The sequence below is a fragment of the Streptococcus sp. DTU_2020_1000888_1_SI_GRL_NUU_041A genome (genome assembly GCF_032387735.1).
Classification (GTDB): Bacteria; Bacillota; Bacilli; order Lactobacillales; family Streptococcaceae; genus Streptococcus; species Streptococcus sanguinis.
Window position 1 is genome coordinate 550,407 of sequence record NZ_CP135591.1, and the last position, 18,311, is coordinate 568,717.

The 18,311-nt window shown below is 44.7% G+C and carries 19 protein-coding genes and 1 pseudogene; 18 read left to right on the plus strand and 2 right to left on the minus strand.

The genetic code is table 11. The features are described from left to right. Positions 1-143: 143 nt before the first annotated feature. The 9 genes from RSK81_RS02825 (at position 144) to RSK81_RS02865 (ending at position 11,351) form a co-directional block, all read left to right on the plus strand. Complete coding sequence (locus RSK81_RS02825) at positions 144-2,735, plus strand: SEC10/PgrA surface exclusion domain-containing protein (RefSeq protein WP_268682049.1); 2,592 nt, start codon at positions 144-146, stop codon at positions 2,733-2,735. A gap of 201 nt (positions 2,736-2,936) precedes the next feature. After that, on the plus strand, positions 2,937-3,725 hold the full coding sequence (gene codY / locus RSK81_RS02830) for a GTP-sensing pleiotropic transcriptional regulator CodY (RefSeq protein ID WP_002903941.1): 789 nt from the start codon (positions 2,937-2,939) through the stop codon (positions 3,723-3,725). Further along, positions 3,725-4,282 (plus strand): cysteine hydrolase family protein, encoded by a 558-nt coding sequence (locus RSK81_RS02835; protein ID WP_061595268.1) that lies wholly within the window; start codon positions 3,725-3,727, stop codon positions 4,280-4,282. The genes codY and RSK81_RS02835 overlap by 1 nt, the downstream gene beginning before the upstream one ends. A 311-nt stretch (positions 4,283-4,593) precedes the next feature. After that, a complete protein-coding gene (gene aspS / locus RSK81_RS02840) occupies positions 4,594-6,330 on the plus strand; it encodes an aspartate--tRNA ligase (protein WP_268682050.1) in 1,737 nt (578 codons plus the stop codon). Positions 6,331-6,533: 203 nt separating this feature from the next. Beyond that, positions 6,534-6,836: an Asp-tRNA(Asn)/Glu-tRNA(Gln) amidotransferase subunit GatC gene (gene gatC, locus RSK81_RS02845; RefSeq protein WP_002896305.1), complete on the plus strand. Its 303-nt coding sequence runs from the start codon at positions 6,534-6,536 to the stop codon at positions 6,834-6,836. Beyond that, positions 6,836-8,302 (plus strand): Asp-tRNA(Asn)/Glu-tRNA(Gln) amidotransferase subunit GatA, encoded by a 1,467-nt coding sequence (gene gatA, locus RSK81_RS02850; protein ID WP_268682051.1) that lies wholly within the window; start codon positions 6,836-6,838, stop codon positions 8,300-8,302. Before gatC ends, gatA begins: the two co-directional genes overlap by 1 nt. Next, complete coding sequence (gene gatB / locus RSK81_RS02855; protein ID WP_268682052.1) at positions 8,302-9,735, plus strand: Asp-tRNA(Asn)/Glu-tRNA(Gln) amidotransferase subunit GatB; 1,434 nt, start codon at positions 8,302-8,304, stop codon at positions 9,733-9,735. The genes gatA and gatB overlap by 1 nt, the downstream gene beginning before the upstream one ends. 91 nt (positions 9,736-9,826) lie before the next feature. Continuing rightward, positions 9,827-10,183: a hypothetical protein gene (locus tag RSK81_RS02860; RefSeq protein WP_268682053.1), complete on the plus strand. Its 357-nt coding sequence runs from the start codon at positions 9,827-9,829 to the stop codon at positions 10,181-10,183. A gap of 121 nt (positions 10,184-10,304) precedes the next feature. Beyond that, positions 10,305-11,351: a 2,3-butanediol dehydrogenase gene (locus RSK81_RS02865; RefSeq protein ID WP_268682054.1), complete on the plus strand. Its 1,047-nt coding sequence runs from the start codon at positions 10,305-10,307 to the stop codon at positions 11,349-11,351. Between the two features lie 104 nt (positions 11,352-11,455). Here the strand turns inward: RSK81_RS02865 and RSK81_RS12905 are convergent. Beyond that, positions 11,456-11,560, minus strand: a pseudogene (locus tag RSK81_RS12905) (transposase); the annotation flags it as partial. Between the two features lie 68 nt (positions 11,561-11,628). Beyond that, the gene (locus RSK81_RS02875) at positions 11,629-12,255 is read right to left on the minus strand and encodes a TVP38/TMEM64 family protein (RefSeq protein WP_002925666.1); all 627 of its coding nucleotides are present in this window, start codon (positions 12,253-12,255) and stop codon (positions 11,629-11,631) included. Positions 12,256-12,435: 180 nt separating this feature from the next. On the opposite strand from RSK81_RS02875, the gene RSK81_RS02880 reads away from it, so the two are divergent. The 9 genes from RSK81_RS02880 to RSK81_RS02920 all read left to right on the plus strand — a co-directional run bounded on the left by RSK81_RS02880 (position 12,436) and on the right by RSK81_RS02920 (position 18,296). Further along, positions 12,436-13,125 carry a hypothetical protein gene (locus RSK81_RS02880; RefSeq protein ID WP_111681451.1) on the plus strand — a complete coding sequence of 230 codons (690 nt, stop codon included), beginning with the start codon at positions 12,436-12,438 and terminating at the stop codon, positions 13,123-13,125. Between the two features lie 174 nt (positions 13,126-13,299). After that, positions 13,300-13,827 (plus strand): YqeG family HAD IIIA-type phosphatase, encoded by a 528-nt coding sequence (locus RSK81_RS02885; protein WP_032909503.1) that lies wholly within the window; start codon positions 13,300-13,302, stop codon positions 13,825-13,827. Positions 13,828-13,829: 2 nt separating this feature from the next. Continuing rightward, complete coding sequence (gene yqeH / locus RSK81_RS02890; protein ID WP_315687373.1) at positions 13,830-14,936, plus strand: ribosome biogenesis GTPase YqeH; 1,107 nt, start codon at positions 13,830-13,832, stop codon at positions 14,934-14,936. Between the two features lie 107 nt (positions 14,937-15,043). Beyond that, positions 15,044-15,355 (plus strand): ribosome assembly RNA-binding protein YhbY, encoded by a 312-nt coding sequence (yhbY, locus tag RSK81_RS02895; RefSeq protein WP_002896287.1) that lies wholly within the window; start codon positions 15,044-15,046, stop codon positions 15,353-15,355. Positions 15,356-15,383: 28 nt separating this feature from the next. After that, complete coding sequence (locus RSK81_RS02900) at positions 15,384-16,016, plus strand: nicotinate-nucleotide adenylyltransferase (protein WP_315687374.1); 633 nt, start codon at positions 15,384-15,386, stop codon at positions 16,014-16,016. Then, positions 16,013-16,612, plus strand: coding sequence for a bis(5'-nucleosyl)-tetraphosphatase (symmetrical) YqeK (gene yqeK, locus RSK81_RS02905; protein WP_315687375.1), 600 nt, complete (start codon positions 16,013-16,015; stop codon positions 16,610-16,612). Before RSK81_RS02900 ends, yqeK begins: the two co-directional genes overlap by 4 nt. Continuing rightward, complete coding sequence (locus RSK81_RS02910) at positions 16,609-17,112, plus strand: cysteine hydrolase family protein (protein WP_315687376.1); 504 nt, start codon at positions 16,609-16,611, stop codon at positions 17,110-17,112. Before yqeK ends, RSK81_RS02910 begins: the two co-directional genes overlap by 4 nt. A gap of 9 nt (positions 17,113-17,121) precedes the next feature. Beyond that, positions 17,122-17,487 carry a ribosome silencing factor gene (gene rsfS, locus RSK81_RS02915; RefSeq protein WP_002901020.1) on the plus strand — a complete coding sequence of 122 codons (366 nt, stop codon included), beginning with the start codon at positions 17,122-17,124 and terminating at the stop codon, positions 17,485-17,487. A gap of 74 nt (positions 17,488-17,561) precedes the next feature. Further along, complete coding sequence (locus tag RSK81_RS02920; RefSeq protein ID WP_315687378.1) at positions 17,562-18,296, plus strand: class I SAM-dependent methyltransferase; 735 nt, start codon at positions 17,562-17,564, stop codon at positions 18,294-18,296. The last annotated feature ends 15 nt before the right edge of the window (positions 18,297-18,311 follow it).

Below are 18,311 nucleotides of genomic sequence, written 5' to 3' on the forward strand. Positions count from 1 at the left end.
AATTTGTCCAACATTTTTTATGCATCTGTCCAAAAATGCTTAAAAAAATGTGTTAGCGTCTTCCTTCCAGAAGACAAACATGATAGAATGTGTTTGTCAATGTTTTTAACAATGATGAAAAAGTGGAGGAGATTATATTGACAATGAAAAAGACACTTAGTGCTTTTTCTGTCAGTGCAGCGGCATTGTCTTTGGTGCTCGCAGAAGGAGTTCAGGCTGATCAATTAGTTGATAATCAGTCTTATTCTGATGCGCCCGTTAGTCAAAGCCAACCACAGGCAGAAAACACACAAAAGGATGAATCTGTTTCGAAAGAACAGGTAGATGCTGCTCAGGCTCTTGTACAAGAAGCCGACAGCAATGTTGCACAAGGGAAAGCTGATTTGGCTCAAGCTCAAGCAAATACTGCTGCGGCTCAAAGTCAGGTCGAGCAAGCACAAGCTGAAGCTAACCGGGCACAGGAGGCAGCTGATAAAGCTGGTCCGGAAGCTATTGAAACAGCTAAGCAAGAAGAGAGCAATCAAAAAGCTCAAGTGGACAGCAACAAGTCAGAACTGGCTAAAGCTGACCAAGCAACTAAGACGGCTGAAGCTGAGCGCGATGCCCAGGCAGCCAAGACTAAAGAAGCTCAAGAGCAAGCGAAAACTCAAGAAAGACGTCTTGCTAAAGCTCAAAATGACGTGAAGGAAGCTCAGGCCAACCTAAGTGGGGACGCTACAGCTAAAGCAGAAAAAAATGTGAAAGCAGCCCAAGACAAGGTGGCAGCTGACCAGTCTGCTGTTGAAACAGCTCAAGCAAAAGTAGCTACAGCTCGTCAGACTGACAGTCAGAAGCAGGCTGAGGTTGCAAAAGCTCAGACCAACCAGACTCAGGCTAAGACGGCTCGTGATGCTTCTCAGAAGAACTTGCAGGACAAAACTGCTGCAGCTGAGAAGACCCAGTCAGATCTGAACCAAGCTCAACAAGCTTTGCAAAAGGCTCAAGCTGGAAAAATTACTACTGAAGCTTCTAGTAATAAAAACCGTGTGTCAATGACTCCGGAATACATTGCAGCCTTGAGAGAGCTAATCGCACCGAATTTATCAGAGCAAAAAACTAATGAGATTCAAAATAGACTGGCTGCACTTAATGCCAGTGCTAAGGCTCTCAATCGTTATGTAGCAGATCCTACAGATAGCAAAGCTTTGATTGATACCAACAATATTCCACAGAATGTTCGTCAGGAACTTTCACAGTTTGCTTCAGAACTCATCAACCAGCTGCGTGCTCAGATGGGAACTGGTGAAGTGGTTGTGACACCGTCTTCAATTGATTTCGCTGATAAGGTGGCAACAGAATACCGCAAAGACAACTGGAACTGGGATTTGATGGAGGAATACCATCACGATGCTCGAGGAATTAACCGCGTAGCGCGTGAATATGGTTTGATGACCACAAGTGCTGAGCAGGAGAGCAAAGGTCTCCAGTACTATGAAAACGCTTATATCTGGAGAGAAAATGCTAGTCAAATGAGTGTGGCTGAAATGAAGAGACGGGTCTATGATTCTGTTGTTGAATTCATGTTTAATGGCTACGAATGGCTGCATGCTACATCTATCTCTGGTCTCAATACTGGTCGCCAGAAAAACTATCTGGGAGTTGATTTCTCAATGGAAGGCGACATCACTATGGCTCATTTCACCATGGTGTCAGAAGATCAGATTAAATATGCTAGCAAAAAGAACTTCAATGCCAGCCCTATTACAGGAAAAGCTCCAACAGCAAAAGTAGATCCGCAGGAAGTAGCCAAGGCTCAAACAGCCTATGATGCCGCCTTCAAGGCCAATCAACTGGCTCTGGCATCTAAGGGAGTTGCCCAATCTACTTATAATCGGAGAGCTGCAGCTTTAGAGCAAGCCAACCAGCAACTTGCTCAGGCGCAAGCTCAAGCAGGTGAGTCAGCAACTGCTCAGGCTCAAGCAGCTCTTGCAGCAGTTCAAGAGAAGCTGGCAGCAGATCAAGCAGCTTTGGCAGCAGCACAAGCGGCTCTGCAAAACTCAAACTTGGATGACAAGACTAAAGCGGACAAATTAACTCAGGCTCAAGAAGCTCTGACTGCTGTTCAAGCAACAGTTGCCGCAGCTCAAGAAGCTCTAAAAACTGAATCAGATAAGTTGGCTCAGCTAGAAGCAGTTTTGAATGCAGCAAAAGAAAGAAAGACTAACCTTGAAAAAGCTGTTACAGATGCTGAAGCAGCTTTGCAAAAGGCTAAAGAGTCATTGTCAAATCTTGAAAATGCAGAAGGAAACTTGGAACAAGCTAAAAGCAAGTTAGCTGTAGCTCAGGCAGCTTACCAAGCGGCTCTTACAGCTCAAACAGATCAAGAAGCAAAAGTAGCAGTTTTAACTGCAGTTCAAGCACAAGCTAAGGCGACATACGACTTGCTAGCTCAAACTTATGCAGAACAAAATAAGGAAGAAGATATTCGTTATTACCAGTCTGTTTTGGCTCACACAGAGGAGCGCTTCGCTCGCTCTCCGATTACTGGACAAGCAGGAGCTACTCAGCATACGACTGTTTCAACTACTGGAACTGGAACTGCTGGAAGTACTAGTCCTATCAGCCATAAACAGGCGGCTACCTCAGGTCATGTCTTGCCTAAGACAGGGGAAAACTCTTCTTGGCTTCTTCTAGCAGGCCAAATGCTTCTGCTCATGGCTATGAAATTGTTCTACAAGAAACGTTCTCTTGATTAGAAAGAACAAAAGCAATCAAAAACAGTCAAATTCTTGACTGTTTTTTGTTTAATATAACTTGACATATCAAGTCATATACTTGAAAAATTCTTTATTTTATCGAATTGTATGTAATTGTTTTTCAATAAAAAATTTTCAGATAATTATTGAAATTTTACTGCTTTTATGTTACAATGAAGCTAATAAATATGAGGTAAAAACATGGCCAATTTACTAGAAAAAACACGAAAAATTACGTCTATTTTGAAGCGCTCGGAGGAGCAGATGCAGGAAGAACTGCCCTACAATGCTATTACGCGTCAGTTGGCTGATATTATCCACTGCAATGCCTGCATTATCAACAGCAAGGGTCGTCTTTTAGGCTATTTCATGCGCTACAAGACCAATAATGACCGTGTGGAAGCTTTTTTCCAGGATAAGAATTTCCCAGAGGAATACGTTCACGAAGCTAATCTGGTCTATGAAACAGAGGCTAATCTGCCGGTTGCACATGATTTGACGATTTTCCCAGTGGAGACCAAGGATGAGTTTCCGGATGGGCTGACCACCATTGCTCCTATTCATGTGTCAGGGATTCGTCTGGGTTCATTGATTATCTGGCGCAATGACAAGGAATTTGCGGACGATGATCTGATTTTGATTGAGATTGCCAGCACAGTGGTTGGTATCCAGCTGCTTAACTTCCAGCGGGAAGAGGATGAGAAAAATATCCGCCGCCGGACAGCAGTGACCATGGCAGTCAATACCCTGTCTTACTCAGAACTGAGAGCTGTTTCAGCTATTCTGGGCGAGCTGAATGGCAATGAAGGCCAGCTGACAGCATCTGTCATTGCAGACCGCATCGGCATTACCCGCTCAGTGATTGTTAATGCCTTGCGCAAGCTGGAAAGTGCTGGGATTATTGAAAGCCGCTCACTGGGAATGAAGGGAACTTATCTGAAAGTCCTGATTCCGGATGTCTTTGATGAAATTAAAAAGAGGGACTACTAATGGCTAAAGCACTGATTTCTATTGATTATACAGTTGATTTTGTCGCAGATGAGGGCAAGTTGACAGCAGGAGCGCCAGCTCAGGCGATTTCTGAAGCCATTGCTCAAGTAACAAAGTCGGCTTTTGACCGAGGAGATTATATCTTCTTTGCTATTGATGCCCATGATGAGAATGATGCCTTTCACCCTGAGAGCAAGCTGTTCCCGCCTCATAACATAAAAGGGACTAGCGGTCGCAATCTTTATGGTCCTTTGGCTGATTTTTATGAGAAGCATCAAGCAGACTCTCGGATCTTTTGGATGGATAAGCGTCATTATTCTGCTTTTTCCGGTACAGATTTAGATATTCGATTGCGAGAAAGAAAGGTAGATACAGTCATTTTGACTGGAGTCTTGACGGATATTTGCGTCTTGCATACAGCGATTGATGCCTATAATCTTGGTTATCAGATTCAGGTGGTAGAACCGGCAGTGGCTTCTCTGTCAGAGGAAAATCACAAATTTGCCTTAAACCACTTGCAAAATGTCCTGGGTTCGACTATAATAGATACAATTTAAGAGTAAAAGAGAAGCAGAGTAGGCTTGCTGACTTGTACAGAGAGTGCTGATAGCTGAGAGCAGCACCAAGAAAGCAAAAACCGAAGAACATGTTTCGTAATCTTTTGTGTGATTAAGCACAAACGTCGCTCACGTTACGAGCTCAGAGGCTGCCTTTTAGGGCAGCGAATAACAGTGGTACCACGGCTTTCGTCTGTTTTAGAGACGAAAGCTTTTTATTTTGCAGTAGGTCAGGTGAAGACGATGGAAAACTGCGGTAAATATCCTGAACAACAGGGCGGAGCTACAAATTGATTTGAGAGGGAAAGAACATGAAAGAAATTTTTATCGGAAATTATGGTTTAGAGCAGGTCGGACAGACCATGACCGCAACTGGCTGGGTGGCCAATATCCGTAATCACGGCAAACTGGCCTTTATTGAATTGCGGGATCGCGAAGGCTTGCTTCAGGTCTTTGTCGGCGGTGAGATTAAAGATTTTGCTAAGCTGGAAGACATTGGCAAAGAGGATGTCATTGCAGTGACGGGGCAAGTAGTTCAGCGGGAAGAGCGCTTTGTCAATAAGTCCATCAAGTCTGGTCAGGTTGAGCTGAGGGCTGAAAAGATTGAGGTTATTGCTAGCAGCAAGGCCCTGCCTTTTGAGCTGGACCAGCATGCCCATACAGGGGAAGAACTGCGTCAGAAATACCGCTACCTGGACTTGCGCCGTGAGAAGATGACACAGAACCTTAAACTTCGTCATCAGGTCACCTCAACCATTCGGGAATATTTGAACAGTTTGGACTTTTTGGAAGTCGAGACACCATATCTGACTAAGTCAACTCCTGAAGGAGCTAGGGATTTCTTGGTGCCTAGTCGGGTCTTTAAAAATCAATTCTACGCGCTGCCGCAGAGCCCTCAGATGCTCAAGCAGTTACTGATGGGAGCTGGCCTTGAGCGTTATTATCAGATTGTTCGTTGTTTCCGTGACGAAGACTTGCGAGGCGACCGTCAGCCAGAGTTTACCCAGGTGGACTTGGAGCTGAGTTTTGCCAGCGAGGAAGAAATCCGAGCTCTGGTTGAAGCTATGCTCAAGGCTGTCGTCAAGAAAACTCACGGTTTAGAGTTGACAGAAGCTTTTCCGACTATCAGTTATGAAGAGGCTATGAGCCGCTTCGGCTCTGATAAGCCGGATACGCGCTTTGGTCTGGAGCTAAAGAATTTGACGGATTTGTGCCAGTCCAATGACTCGCTTCTCATCAAGAAAGCCTTGGATAGCCAAGAGGAAGTGATGGGAATCTGTGTGCCAGATGCAGCTAGTGCTTTTAGCAAGAAACAGCTCAGTCATTTTTATCAAGAAATGAAGGAATTTGGCTGCAGTCGTTTGGCCAGTCTCAAGGTTGAAGATGGCCAGTTGGTTGGGGATTTGGCTAGCACCTTTGAAACTGAAAGTCAGGAGTTGCTGGCACGTTTTGAGGCCAAAGATGGAGATCTCATCCTGCTAGTCATGGCCAAGAAGCGTCGGGCTCAGGAAGCTTTGGGACATCTGCGCATAGAAGTCGCAAAAGCTTTGGATTTGATTGACCCAAGCCAGCTTCATTTCCTCTGGGTTGTGGATTGGCCGCTGCTGGAGTGGAATGAAGAACAAAACCGCTATCAAGCAATGCACCATCCTTTCACACAGGGAATTTTTGAAGAGGGACAGGAGCCAGATCAATTCCGAAGCCACGCTTACGACATCGTCTTAAACGGCTATGAGATTGGAGGAGGGAGTCTGCGGATTCATGATCGGAAGGCTCAGGAAGCGATGTTTGAGCTGCTGGGCATGAGTAAGGAAGACTATGAGCGAGACTTTGGTTTCTTCCTAGAAGCCTTGGAATACGGCTTCCCACCACACGGCGGCTTGGCTCTAGGCTTAGATCGCTTGGTTATGATTTTGGCTGGGGAAGAAAATATCCGTCAAGTTATCGCTTTTCCGAAAAATGGTACTGGCTTTGACCCTATGCTGGAAAGTCCGAGTTTGGTTGACCCAAGCCAGCTCAAAGAACTGCATTTGGAATTGAAGAATTAGCCTGAAATATGGTAAAATGAAATGATGCGAATTCCTGAAGAATGGCAGGAAGAAGCTGAAGAAAAGAGCTAGTGGATGGCAAATAAATCAGAGTTCCTAGCTTGTCAAAGTAAAGGTGAGCTGAAGCTTGGAAATATAGATGTCATCTAGAAATTCTTATTTTCAGTCGCTAAAGCTCACATATCTTATGAAAGGAATCAGAGATGAAGATTACTCAAGAAGAAGTAAGTCACGTAGCAAAGTTGTCAAAACTGGCTTTTTCACCAGAAGAAACTGCTGAGTTTGCGACGACCTTAACCAAGATTGTTGACATGGTCGAATTGCTCAATGAAGTGGACACGGAGGGTGTGCCTTTCACTTCTAATGTAGCTGCTAATATCAACTATATGCGAGAAGATGTGGCTCAGCCAGGCTGGAACCGGGAAGAGCTTTTCCAAAATGTACCTGAAAAAGAGCGGGGCTACATCAAAGTGCCTGCCATCCTAGATGACGGAGGAGATGCCTAATGACTTTTAATCACAAGACCATTGGAGAGTTGCATGATTTGCTGGTCAGGAAAGAAATTTCTGCGGTAGAGTTAACTCAAGCAACTTTGGCAGACATTAAAGAACGTGAAGCGGCTGTGGACAGCTTCATTACTGTCAGCGAAGAGGAGGCTTTGGCTCAGGCTGCGGCTCTAGACGCCAAGGGCATTGATGCGGACAATCTTATGAGCGGAATTCCGCTGGCAGTTAAGGACAATATCTCAACCAAGGGAATCTTAACGACGGCTGCCTCCAAGATACTCTATAATTACAAGCCGATTTTCGATGCGACCAGCGTGGATAAGCTTTACGGTAAGGACATGATTATCGTTGGTAAGACCAACATGGACGAGTTCGCCATGGGTGGCTCCAGCGAAAACTCTTACTTTAAGACGACTAAGAATGCTTGGGACAGCAGCAAGGTTCCTGGTGGATCATCTGGTGGTTCAGCGACAGCTGTTGCCTCTGGTCAGGTTCGTCTGTCACTGGGGTCAGATACGGGTGGCTCCATTCGTCAGCCCGCTTCCTTTAACGGTGTAGTCGGCCTCAAGCCAACCTACGGTCGGGTTTCGCGTTTTGGTCTCATTGCTTTTGGTTCTTCCTTAGACCAGATTGGGCCTTTCTCTCAGACGGTTAAGGAAAATGCGCAGCTTCTGAATGTTATTTCTGGTAATGATCCTAAGGATTCTACATCATCACAAGAGGCAGTGCCAGACTTTACCAGCAAGATTGGCCAAGACATCAAGGGGATGAAGATTGCCCTGCCTAAGGAATACATGGGTGAGGGAATTGACAGCAAGGTCAAGGAAACGATTCTGGCAGCGGCGAAGCACTTGGAAAGTCTAGGAGCCATCGTTGAAGAAGTTAGCCTGCCTCACAGCAAGTACGGCGTGGCTGTTTACTATATCATTGCTTCCTCTGAAGCCAGCTCTAACCTGCAGCGTTTTGATGGTATTCGCTATGGTTACCGCGCAGAAGGCATTGAAAATCTAGAAGATGTCTATGTCAAATCTCGCAGTGAAGGCTTTGGTGAAGAGGTGAAACGCCGCATCATGCTGGGAACTTTCAGTTTGTCATCTGGTTACTACGATGCTTACTTCAAGAAAGCTGGTCAGGTTCGGACCTTGATTATGCAAGATTTTGCCAAGGTATTTGAAAAATATGACTTGATCTTAGGTCCAACCGCACCAACGGTTGCATATGACTTGGGCAGTCAAAACCAAGATCCAGTGGCTATGTATCTGGCTGACCTTTTGACCATTCCAGTCAATCTGGCTGGCCTACCGGGCATTTCAATCCCAGCTGGCTTTGCAGATGGTCTTCCTGTCGGCCTGCAGTTGATTGGTAACCACTTCGATGAAGCGACTATCTATCAGGCAGCCGCAGCATTTGAAGCAACGACTGACTACCACAAACAGCAGCCAGTTATCTTTGGAGGTGAAAAATAATGAACTTTGAAACAGTTATCGGACTGGAAGTCCATGTTGAATTGAAGACCAATTCAAAAATTTTCTCACCGGCTCCAGCTCACTTCGGTGAAGATCCAAATGCCAACACTAATATCATTGACTGGTCCTTCCCGGGTGTTCTGCCTGTTATGAACAAGGGTGTTATCGACTATGGTATCAAGGCTGCTCTGGCTTTGAACATGGATATTCACCAGAAGATGCACTTTGACCGCAAGAATTACTTCTATCCGGACAATCCCAAAGCCTATCAAATTTCTCAGTTTGATGAGCCGATTGGCTACAATGGCTGGATTGAGATTGAGCTAGAAGATGGCACGACCAAGAAAATCCGTATCGAGCGGGCCCACTTGGAAGAAGATGCCGGAAAGAATACCCATGGCAGCGATGGTTACTCTTATGTGGACCTCAACCGTCAAGGGGTGCCGCTGATTGAGATTGTATCGGAAGCAGATATGCGCAGTCCAGAAGAAGCTTATGCCTATCTGACTGCCCTCAAGGAAATCATCCAGTACACGGGTATTTCGGATGTCAAGATGGAAGAGGGCTCCATGCGGGTGGACGCCAATATTTCTATCCGTCCTTACGGACAGGAAGAGTTTGGTACTAAGACTGAGCTGAAAAACCTTAACTCCTTCAACTTTGTCCGTAAGGGTCTGGCATTTGAGGAAAAACGCCAGGCTGAAATCCTGCGCAGTGGTGGTCAAATCCGTCAGGAAACCCGTCGTTATGACGAAGCAACTGGCGAAACTCTGCTCATGCGGGTTAAGGAAGGTTCAGCGGACTACCGTTACTTCCCAGAGCCTGATCTGCCAATCTTTGAGATTGAGGATGCTTGGATTGAGCAAGTACGCAGTAGTCTGCCTGCCTTTCCAAAAGAGCGCCGGGCTAAGTATGTGGGCGACTACGGTCTGTCTGACTACGATGCCAAGCAGCTGACCGCGACCAAGGCTGTGTCAGACTTCTTTGAAGCAGCTGTTGCGGCAGGCGCTGACGCCAAGGCTGTCTCTAACTGGCTCCAAGGAGAAGTGGCTCAATACCTCAATGCCGAAGGCAAGACCATCTCTGAGATTGAGCTGACACCTGAGAACCTGACTGAAATGATTGCATTGATTTCAGACGGAACGATTTCTTCTAAGATTGCTAAGAAGGTCTTTGTCCATCTGGCTAAAAATGGTGGCTCTGCTAAAGAGTATGTACAAAAAGCAGGACTAATCCAAATCTCAGACCCTGTCCAGCTTCTTCCTATTATCCAAGAAGTATTTGCCAACAATGAAAAAGCCATCAATGACTATAAGGGTGGCAATAAGAATGCGGCCAAGTCACTGATTGGTCAGCTCATGAAGGCTACTAAGGGTCAAGCCAATCCACAAGTAGCACAAAAACTGCTCAATGAAGAGTTGGAGAAACTTTAAAAAAGATAGAAAACCAGCCTCAAGGCTGGTTTTCTATCTTTTCTTTTGCCATCGGTTGTGTTAAAATAATTAAAAAACAAAGGAGTCTTTTATGCCGGAAATTAAAATCAAACGCGAGACAGGTTTTGTAGGGATTATTGGAAAGTTTCCAATCTTTATCAATGATCAGAAAGTGGGCGCAATTAAGAATGGTGATGAGGCTGTTTTTCCTATTGAGGGAGAAGAAGCTGTTGTTCGTGTAGGAGCAGCTCCTATGAAAACCAAGCCAGTGACAGTTAAAGCAGGACAAACCTTGCTGATTGAAACAAATTTTACTAATTTTTCTATTTGTTTAGGAACTTTAGTGGTTGCTTTTCTATTTGGCGGATTGCTCCGTGCGATACTCTTGATTCTTTATATTGTTTTAATGTTTCTTTTTCCGTTTTACTCGGCTAGAATTGCAGAATAAGTCTATGACCAGCTGATGCTGGTTTTTTGTATGATTTTTTTTGAAAATGTAGCTAATCTTTTGACAAGATTTCTGAAAGGGTTTACAATTAAACTAACAAATTATAAAGCGAGGTATGTTTATGGCAAAAATGAATGCTGCGCGTTGGTATGGCGCTAAAGATGTGCGTATTGAAGAAGTGGATGTACCGGAAGTCAAACCGCATCAGGTTAAGATTGCGGTCAAGTATACAGGAATCTGTGGAACTGACTTACATGAATATCTGGACGGACCGATTTTTATTCCGACAGAAACAGAGCATGTCTACTCTGGCCAGAAAGCGCCTGTAACCTTGGGACATGAGTTTGCCGGGGAAATTGTTGAGGTCGGCAGTGCTGTGACACGAGTCAAGGTTGGCGATCGGGTGACAGTTGAGCCCATTTTGGCTAAGCATAATCTTGTCGGTGATTATAATCTGGACCCCAATCTAAACTTTGTCGGTTTGGCGGCAGACGGTGGTTTTGCCAAATACTGTGTTTTGGACGGAGACATTGTTCACAAAGTTCCAGACAGTCTTAGCTATGAGCAGGCAGCCTTGACAGAACCTGCTGCTGTGGCTGTTTACGCGGTCCGTCAGTCAGCTCTTAAGACGGGTGATACAGCGGTTGTCTTCGGTTTGGGACCAATCGGGCTCTTGATTATTGAGGCTTTGCGGGCAGCCGGTGCCTCTAAGATTTATGGAGTTGAATTATCTCCAGAACGCCAAGCCAAGGCAGAGGAGCTTGGGGCCATCATTGTGCGACCAGAAGAAGGAGAAGATGTGGTAGCTGCTATTCAGCGTTTAACTGGTGGTGGGGCAGATGTGTCTTATGAAGTGACTGGGGTGCCGGTTGTGCTGGGACAAGCTTTAGCTGCTGTCCACAAGGCCGGAGAATGTATGGTGGTTTCTATCTGGGAACGAGAAGCTAGCATCAACCCTAATGAATTTGCCATTCAAGAAAAATCGCTTAAGGGTATTATCGCCTATCGGCATATTTTCCCTAAGGTGCTGGAACTGATGGAGCAGGGTTATTTCTCTGCTGACAAGCTTGTGACCAAGAAGATTAAGCTAGAGGATATTGTGCAAGAAGGCTTTATCGAGCTGACTCAGGACAAGGCGCAGATCAAGATTTTGGTGTCGCCAGAATAAATCTTTGCTTAATCATGAGATGAAAATCAGTCAAAACTGGCTGATTTTTCTTTATGATTTGTGCTGTAATAAGCAAAGATATAGAAAAAGGTTTGGAATGTCAAAAGTTTTGAAAGGTTCATTTCATATTTTTCTGAAATTCGCTTTAAGCTGATTCCTTGTTTTCTTAGTTCATAGATTCGAACTTTATCCTCATAAGTTAGTTTCATTTAAAAACACCCCAAAAGTTAGATTTTTTCTGTCTAACTTTTGGGATGTGGTTCAATTCAACTTCTTTTTATTTAGAGACCATTTTCCAGAAAAAATCAATGATATAGGTCAATCCGTAGGTATAGATGACGAGGGTGATGGGCTTGCAGAGAAGGATAATTAGCATGTACTTTTTGAAAGTCATCTTAGTCAAGGCTGCCAGCATGCAGAGAAAGTCGGCTGGACTGATGGGCCAAATCATCATGAAAATAAAGAAGCGTTCAAAGCGGTTACCCTTATCCAGCCAGCCGATATATTTATCATAGGTGCGCTTGCTGACGACAGACTGGACAAAAGCTGGACCATAGATGCGAGCCAGGTGAAATATAATGGCGCATCCAATGACAATACCGATATAGTTATAAATGGTGCCGACGATATGGCCGTAGATGAAAACGCCAGCGACAGAGGTCAGGGCGCCAGGGATAATGGGCACGACCGTCTGTAGAATCTGCAGGAAGATAAAGAGGGGTGGGCCCCAAATCCCCGCCTGCTGGATAAAGGCTGAGAGAGTTTCCTTGGACTGGAGAATGCCTGCGAAATAGGCCCAAAGACAAAAGGCCACCGTTCCTAGAGCGCCAATAGCGGATGACCAGTTGATAATCTTTTGCAAAAGAGGGGAAACAGCCTGCATCTGCCTGTTTTTTTCTGCCATACAAACCTCCAGAACATTTATACTATCACCACTATAATATCATCTTTTTTCCTTTTTGTAACCCTTGAGGCTGAAGGTGCCAAAAAGCCTGAAAGATGATATAATGATGTAATTAGTAAAGCATAAGTTTTCAAATAATCGTTCAAAATCAATGAAAAATATGTAAGAGGAGAGCCTACAGTGGGAGAATATCTAAATTTATATCATCAAAAATTGTGGGAGATTGCATATGATAATCTCATAAGAGTATTTTCCCACCCTCATACAATTATTCTCTTTGTATTATTTTTAATTATTTGTTCCTTAATTTGTTTCTTATTTTTCGGAAAAACACGTACTTTACTATTTGTAGTTAGTTATTTCTTCTTGTTCCTTTTGGGAGGAGTCGCAGAGTATGTGAATAGCTATAGCAAAATTATGAATCCATCTTCTCCATACAACAATTCTTTTAGCATTGCTTCATTAAGACATGAAACCGTTCTTCCGATGCTTGAGCATGTAGATGAGATTCCCCTAGCTAGTGTCGATGGAGAGCTCAAGAGAGAAGATATTATATTGTTTGCAGTGTCGAATCCTACCTACTACGATGGTCTTTTTAATGATATAGCAATGTTATTAACCGGTGAGTATAAAATAGGAAAAGATTTTCTAGTTGCATTAGTAGGCTATGAAGAGAAAAATGGTGAATGGCAATCTGTTGATATTCGCATTGCCCCGGGTATTGAGGAGAAGGATTTTCAGAAATTTTCTAAGGTTCTTCACATTAAAAAAGGTGAAGCAGAGGGTGCTACCGGTATTATTCTCGATCTTCAAGAATTTTATGAATTAAAATTACGGAAAGAAAAAGATGGCCACTGGCCTAGACTGTGAGTATAAATTTTTGTTCCATTTAAAATGAAGCTTCCCGCTTGGGGAGCTATTTTTATTTGCTTGGAAAATAGAAAAGTGAACATCACCTAGCCACTCTAGAAGAAATAGGACCATGAGTGCCAAATAGCCCATTTTATGCTATAATAATGAGAATACGAATTTTTGGAGAGAGATGTGGCGATTGAAGATTATATGCCGGACTTTGCGGTTGAGGCAGTTTACGATTTGACAGTAGAGAGTTTGAAAAAACAGGGTATCAAAGCGGTTTTGGTGGATTTGGATAACACCTTGATTGCTTGGAATAATCCTGATGGGACCCCAGAGATGAAGAAGTGGCTCCATGATTTGCGGGACGCGGGCATTCGGATTATTGTGGTGTCCAATAATAACCAAAAACGGGTCAAGCGGGCTGTTGAAAAGTTTGAAATTGACTATGTCTACTGGGCCATGAAACCCTTCACTTGGGGAATTGACCGGGCGCTCAAGCTTTTTCATTTTGAAAAAAATGAAGTGGTCATGGTGGGCGACCAGCTCATGACGGATATTCGAGCTGCTCATCGGGCTGGGATTCGTTCGATTTTGGTCAAGCCGCTGGTCGAGCACGACTCTATCAAGACTCAGATCAATCGGGCGCGTGAACGCCGTGTGCTCAAGAAAATCAATGAAAAATACGGCCCAATTCAATACAAAAAAGGAATTTAAGCATGGAAGAACTTCTCTGTATCGGCTGCGGAGCCACTATTCAGACAGAAGATAAGGGCAAGCTAGGCTACACGCCTCAGTCAGCTCTAGAAAAAGGCTTGGAGACAGGCGAACTCTATTGCCAGCGTTGTTTCCGCCTGCGCCATTATAATGAAATCAGCGATGTCCAGCTGACGGATGATGACTTTCTGCGGCTTCTCCATGAGGTTGGAGATAGTGATGCTTTGGTCGTAAATGTTGTCGATATTTTTGACTTTAATGGCTCGGTTATTCCTGGCCTGCCTCGCTTTGTCGCTGGAAATGATGTTCTCTTGGTTGGGAATAAAAAGGACATTCTGCCTAAGTCGGTCAAGGATGGCAAGGTGACCCAATGGCTGACGGAGCGCGCTCACGAAGAAGGCCTGCGTCCAGTCGATGTGGTCTTGACCTCTGCTCAGAACAAGCAGGCAATCAAGGACTTGATTGACAAGATTGAGCACTGTCGTAAAGGGCGTGATGTTTATGTGGTCGGCGTGACCAATGTGGGCAAGTCCACTTTGATTAACGCCATTATTCAAGAAATCACGGGCGACAAGGATATTATTACGACTTCGCGCTTCCCGGGAACAACTCTGGATAAAATCGAGATTCCTTTGGCGGATGGCAGTCATATTTATGATACGCCGGGTATCATCCATCGTCACCAGATGGCTCACTATCTTTCTGCTAAGAATCTCAAATACGTCAGTCCCAAAAAGGAAATCAAACCCAAAACCTATCAGCTTAATCCTGAGCAAACCCTCTTTTTGGGTGGTTTAGGCCGTTTCGACTTTGTGGCGGGAGACAAGCAAGGCTTCACAGCTTATTTTGACAATGAGCTTAAGCTCCACCGGACCAAGTTGCAAGGTGCTAGTGGCTTTTATGACAAGCATGTCGGCAGTCTCTTGGTGCCACCGGTTGGCAAGGAAAAGGAAGAGTTTCCAGCTTTGGTCAAGCATGAATTTACTATCAAGGACAAGACGGATATCGTCTTCTCAGGTTTGGGCTGGATTCGCGTCAGTGGTCCTGCCCGAGTAGCTGGTTGGGCGCCAGAGGGTGTGGCGGTTGTCACTCGGAAAGCTATTATATAATACTCAAGAAACCAAGGGGAATAAATCTCCTTAAAATAAGGAAGGAAAAGGCCATGAACAGTGGGGAGCAAAGCGAATCCTAGCTGTCTCAAGCCTTATAGAAGAACATGACACTAACATCAAAACAACGGGCCTTTCTCAACAGTCAGGCACATAGTCTCAAACCTATCATTCAGATTGGAAAAAATGGACTCAATGACCAAATCAAAACCAGCGTTCGTCAAGCACTGGATGCGCGCGAGTTGATTAAGGTTACGCTCTTGCAGAATACGGATGAGAATATCCACGAGGTCGCAGAGATTCTGGAAGAAGAAATCGGAGTGGATACGGTGCAGAAGATTGGCCGGATCTTGATTCTCTACAAGCAGTCCAGCAAAAAGGAAAATCGCAAACTCTCTGTCAAAGTCAAGCAAATTTAAGGAAAAATTTCTGTGGAGATGTCAGCCTATGGCTATTGAATTACTGACCCCCTTTACCAAGGTGGAATTAGAACCAGAAGTTAAAGATAAAAAACGCAAGCAGATTGGCATTTTAGGCGGGAATTTCAACCCTGTTCACAATGCTCATTTGGTCGTGGCGGATCAGGTCCGCCAACAGTTAGGCTTGGATCAGGTTCTGCTTATGCCAGAGTATGAGCCGCCCCATGTGGACAAGAAAGAGACCATCGATGAAAAGCATCGGCTGAAAATGCTGGAGTTAGCTATTGAGGGTATTGAAGGCCTAGGGATTGAAACCATTGAGCTGGAGCGCAAGGGAATTTCCTATACCTACGACACTATGAAGCTCCTGACAGAGCAACATCCCGATACGGACTATTACTTTATCATCGGTGCAGATATGGTGGACTATCTTCCTAAGTGGTACCGGATTGATGAGCTGGTTGAGCTGGTTCAATTTGTCGGTGTTCAGCGGCCGCGCTACAAGTCGGGAACTTCTTACCCTGTCATCTGGGTGGATGTGCCCCTTATGGATATTTCCTCCAGTATGGTGCGGGATTTTCTGGCTCAGGGACGGACTCCTAATTTCCTGCTGCCTCAGCCAGTCTTAGACTATATCGAGAAAGAAGGGCTTTACCTATGACCTATGAAAGCTATATCCGCATGAGCCGCGAGGCCTTGCTGGCTAAGATGGAAACAGTCATGCCCGAGAAGCGCCTGCGGCATTGTCTGGGTGTGGAAAAGGCTGCCCGAGAATTAGCGGAGCGCTTCGGTCTTGACGTCGAAAAAGCGGGTCTGGCAGGACTTCTACACGATTATGCCAAGAAGGTTTCAGATGAGGATTTTCTGACCTTGATTGACAAATACCAGCTGGATCCTGACCTGAAAAACTGGGGCAACAATGTCTGGCATGGAATGGTGGGCATTTACAAGATTCAGGAAGACTTGGGAGTGAAAGATACTGAGATTCTGCGAGCCATCGAGGTTCATACAGTGGGCAGTGGTACCATGTCTGAGCTGGACAAGGTGGTCTACGTAGCTGACTACATTGAGCACAACCGGGACTTTCCAGGAGTGGACAAGGCCAGAGAGCTGGCTCAGCGGTCGCTCAATCAAGCTGTGGCCTATGAAACAGCAAGGACTGTGGAGCATCTAGCCCATAAGGGAATGCCCATCTATCCGCAGACCTTGGAGACCTACAATGCCTTTGTAGGATATTTGAAGGAAATAGAAGAATGAAAACAGCTCTAATCATTATAGATGTACAAAATATCTTAGTGGAGACAGGTTTTCAGTCTGATAAAATGATGGATAAAATTTCCTTTCTGCAGCATCAGGCTAGGAGTAAAGGTGTCGAAATTATCTATATTCAGCATATGGAAAATCCAGAAGACAATGCATTGGAAGATTGGCAGTTGTCTCCTCTCTTGAATCGAAAGTCAGATGAAAAGGTCTTTCAGAAGAAGTATAATAGTATTTTTAAAGAGACAGGTTTGAAAGATTACTTGGATAAAGAAGATATTGGTCGTCTAGTTTTATGTGGAATGCAGACGGAATATTGTGTAGATGCATCAGTTAAAGTTGGATTTGAATTTGATTATAAACTTGTCATTCCAGAAGGTGCTTTTACAACTTTTGATGGAGAAGACGCTTCGGCAGAAAAAATAAATACTTTTTACCAAAAAATTTGGGACGGACGTTTTGCGGATGTTCTAGACTACAAAAACATTTTTAATTAAAGAGGAACTATGAAAGAACAAGAATTATTGGAACTGGTCGTGAAAGCGGCTGATGAAAAGCGTGCAGAAGATATTGTGGCTTTGGACTTGCAAGGTCTGACAACTGTGACAGATTACTTTGTTATTGTCAGCTCGATGAACAGTCGTCAGCTGGATGCGGTAGCTGAAAATATCCGTGAGAAAGCTGCTGCGGCTGGCGTTTCTGCTGGTCATGTTGAGGGAGACGCAGCTGGTGGCTGGGTTCTCTTAGACTTAGGCGGCGTGGTCGTCCATGTCTTTTCTGAGGAAATGCGGGCGCATTACAATCTGGAAAAGTTATGGCATGAAGCAACTGGTGTGGATGTTGCAGCCTTATTAGAAGAAAAAAACAAGTGATTTTTTGCCTTTAGGCAGAAAGCAGAATTTAGCTCAGTCAGCCTGCTGGCTGGGCTATTTTTGAAAGGAAAAGTATGGCAACTTATGAAACCTTCGCGTCGGTTTACGATGCGATTATGGATGATTCTTTGTATGAGAAGTGGACGGATTTCAGTCTGCGTCATTTTCCCAAGGATAAGAAAAGGCTGCTGGAACTGGCCTGTGGTACGGGCATTCAGTCCATTTATTTTAAGCAAGCTGGTTTTGATGTGACGGGGCTGGATCTGAGTCAGGAAATGCTGGATTTAGCAGAGAAGCGCAGCAGAGAGGCCGGTTTGGACATTCCCTTTATCCAGGGCAATATGCTGGATTTGAGTGATGTCGGTCAGTTTGACTTAGTGACTTGCTATTCGGACTCGATTTGCTATATGGAGGACGAAGTGGATGTCGGTCAGGTCTTCACTCAAGTTTACCAGCATCTAAATGAGGGCGGTCGTTTTATCTTTGATGTGCACTCAATTTACCAGATTGACGAGGTTTTTCCTGGCTATTCCTATCACGAAAATGCTGAAACCTTTGCTATGGTCTGGGATTCCTATGCGGACGAACCGCCTCATTCCATCGTGCATGAGCTGACCTTCTTTGTCCAAGACGAAGATGGGCGTTTCACGCGCCATGATGAGGTGCATGAGGAGCGGACCTATGAGATTCTGACCTATGATATCTTGCTTGAGCAGGCTGGCTTTAAGAATGTCAAGGTTTACGCGGACTTTGAGGACAAGGAGCCAACAAACAAGAGCGCTCGCTGGTTCTTTGTAGCGGAGAAATAAAACCTAGCAATATGT

Bases quoted from the DNA above. Each gene is read 5' to 3' on its own strand.
- RSK81_RS02825 (WP_268682049.1), top strand. From the start codon at position 144: ATGAAAAAGACACTTAGTGCTTTTTCTGTCAGTGCAGCGGCATTGTCT.
- gatC (WP_002896305.1), top strand. From the start codon at position 6,534: ATGAAGATTACTCAAGAAGAAGTAAGTCACGTAGCAAAGTTGTCAAAA.
- codY (WP_002903941.1), top strand. From the start codon at position 2,937: ATGGCCAATTTACTAGAAAAAACACGAAAAATTACGTCTATTTTGAAG.
- RSK81_RS02900 (WP_315687374.1), top strand. From the start codon at position 15,384: ATGGCTATTGAATTACTGACCCCCTTTACCAAGGTGGAATTAGAACCA.
- RSK81_RS02910 (WP_315687376.1), top strand. From the start codon at position 16,609: ATGAAAACAGCTCTAATCATTATAGATGTACAAAATATCTTAGTGGAG.
- yqeH (WP_315687373.1), top strand. From the start codon at position 13,830: ATGGAAGAACTTCTCTGTATCGGCTGCGGAGCCACTATTCAGACAGAA.
- RSK81_RS02860 (WP_268682053.1), top strand. From the start codon at position 9,827: ATGCCGGAAATTAAAATCAAACGCGAGACAGGTTTTGTAGGGATTATT.
- RSK81_RS02865 (WP_268682054.1), top strand. From the start codon at position 10,305: ATGGCAAAAATGAATGCTGCGCGTTGGTATGGCGCTAAAGATGTGCGT.
- aspS (WP_268682050.1), top strand. From the start codon at position 4,594: ATGAAAGAAATTTTTATCGGAAATTATGGTTTAGAGCAGGTCGGACAG.
- gatB (WP_268682052.1), top strand. From the start codon at position 8,302: ATGAACTTTGAAACAGTTATCGGACTGGAAGTCCATGTTGAATTGAAG.
- RSK81_RS02875 (WP_002925666.1), bottom strand. From the start codon at position 12,255: ATGGCAGAAAAAAACAGGCAGATGCAGGCTGTTTCCCCTCTTTTGCAA.
- rsfS (WP_002901020.1), top strand. From the start codon at position 17,122: ATGAAAGAACAAGAATTATTGGAACTGGTCGTGAAAGCGGCTGATGAA.
- yhbY (WP_002896287.1), top strand. From the start codon at position 15,044: ATGACACTAACATCAAAACAACGGGCCTTTCTCAACAGTCAGGCACAT.
- RSK81_RS02920 (WP_315687378.1), top strand. From the start codon at position 17,562: ATGGCAACTTATGAAACCTTCGCGTCGGTTTACGATGCGATTATGGAT.
- gatA (WP_268682051.1), top strand. From the start codon at position 6,836: ATGACTTTTAATCACAAGACCATTGGAGAGTTGCATGATTTGCTGGTC.
- yqeK (WP_315687375.1), top strand. From the start codon at position 16,013: ATGACCTATGAAAGCTATATCCGCATGAGCCGCGAGGCCTTGCTGGCT.
- RSK81_RS02835 (WP_061595268.1), top strand. From the start codon at position 3,725: ATGGCTAAAGCACTGATTTCTATTGATTATACAGTTGATTTTGTCGCA.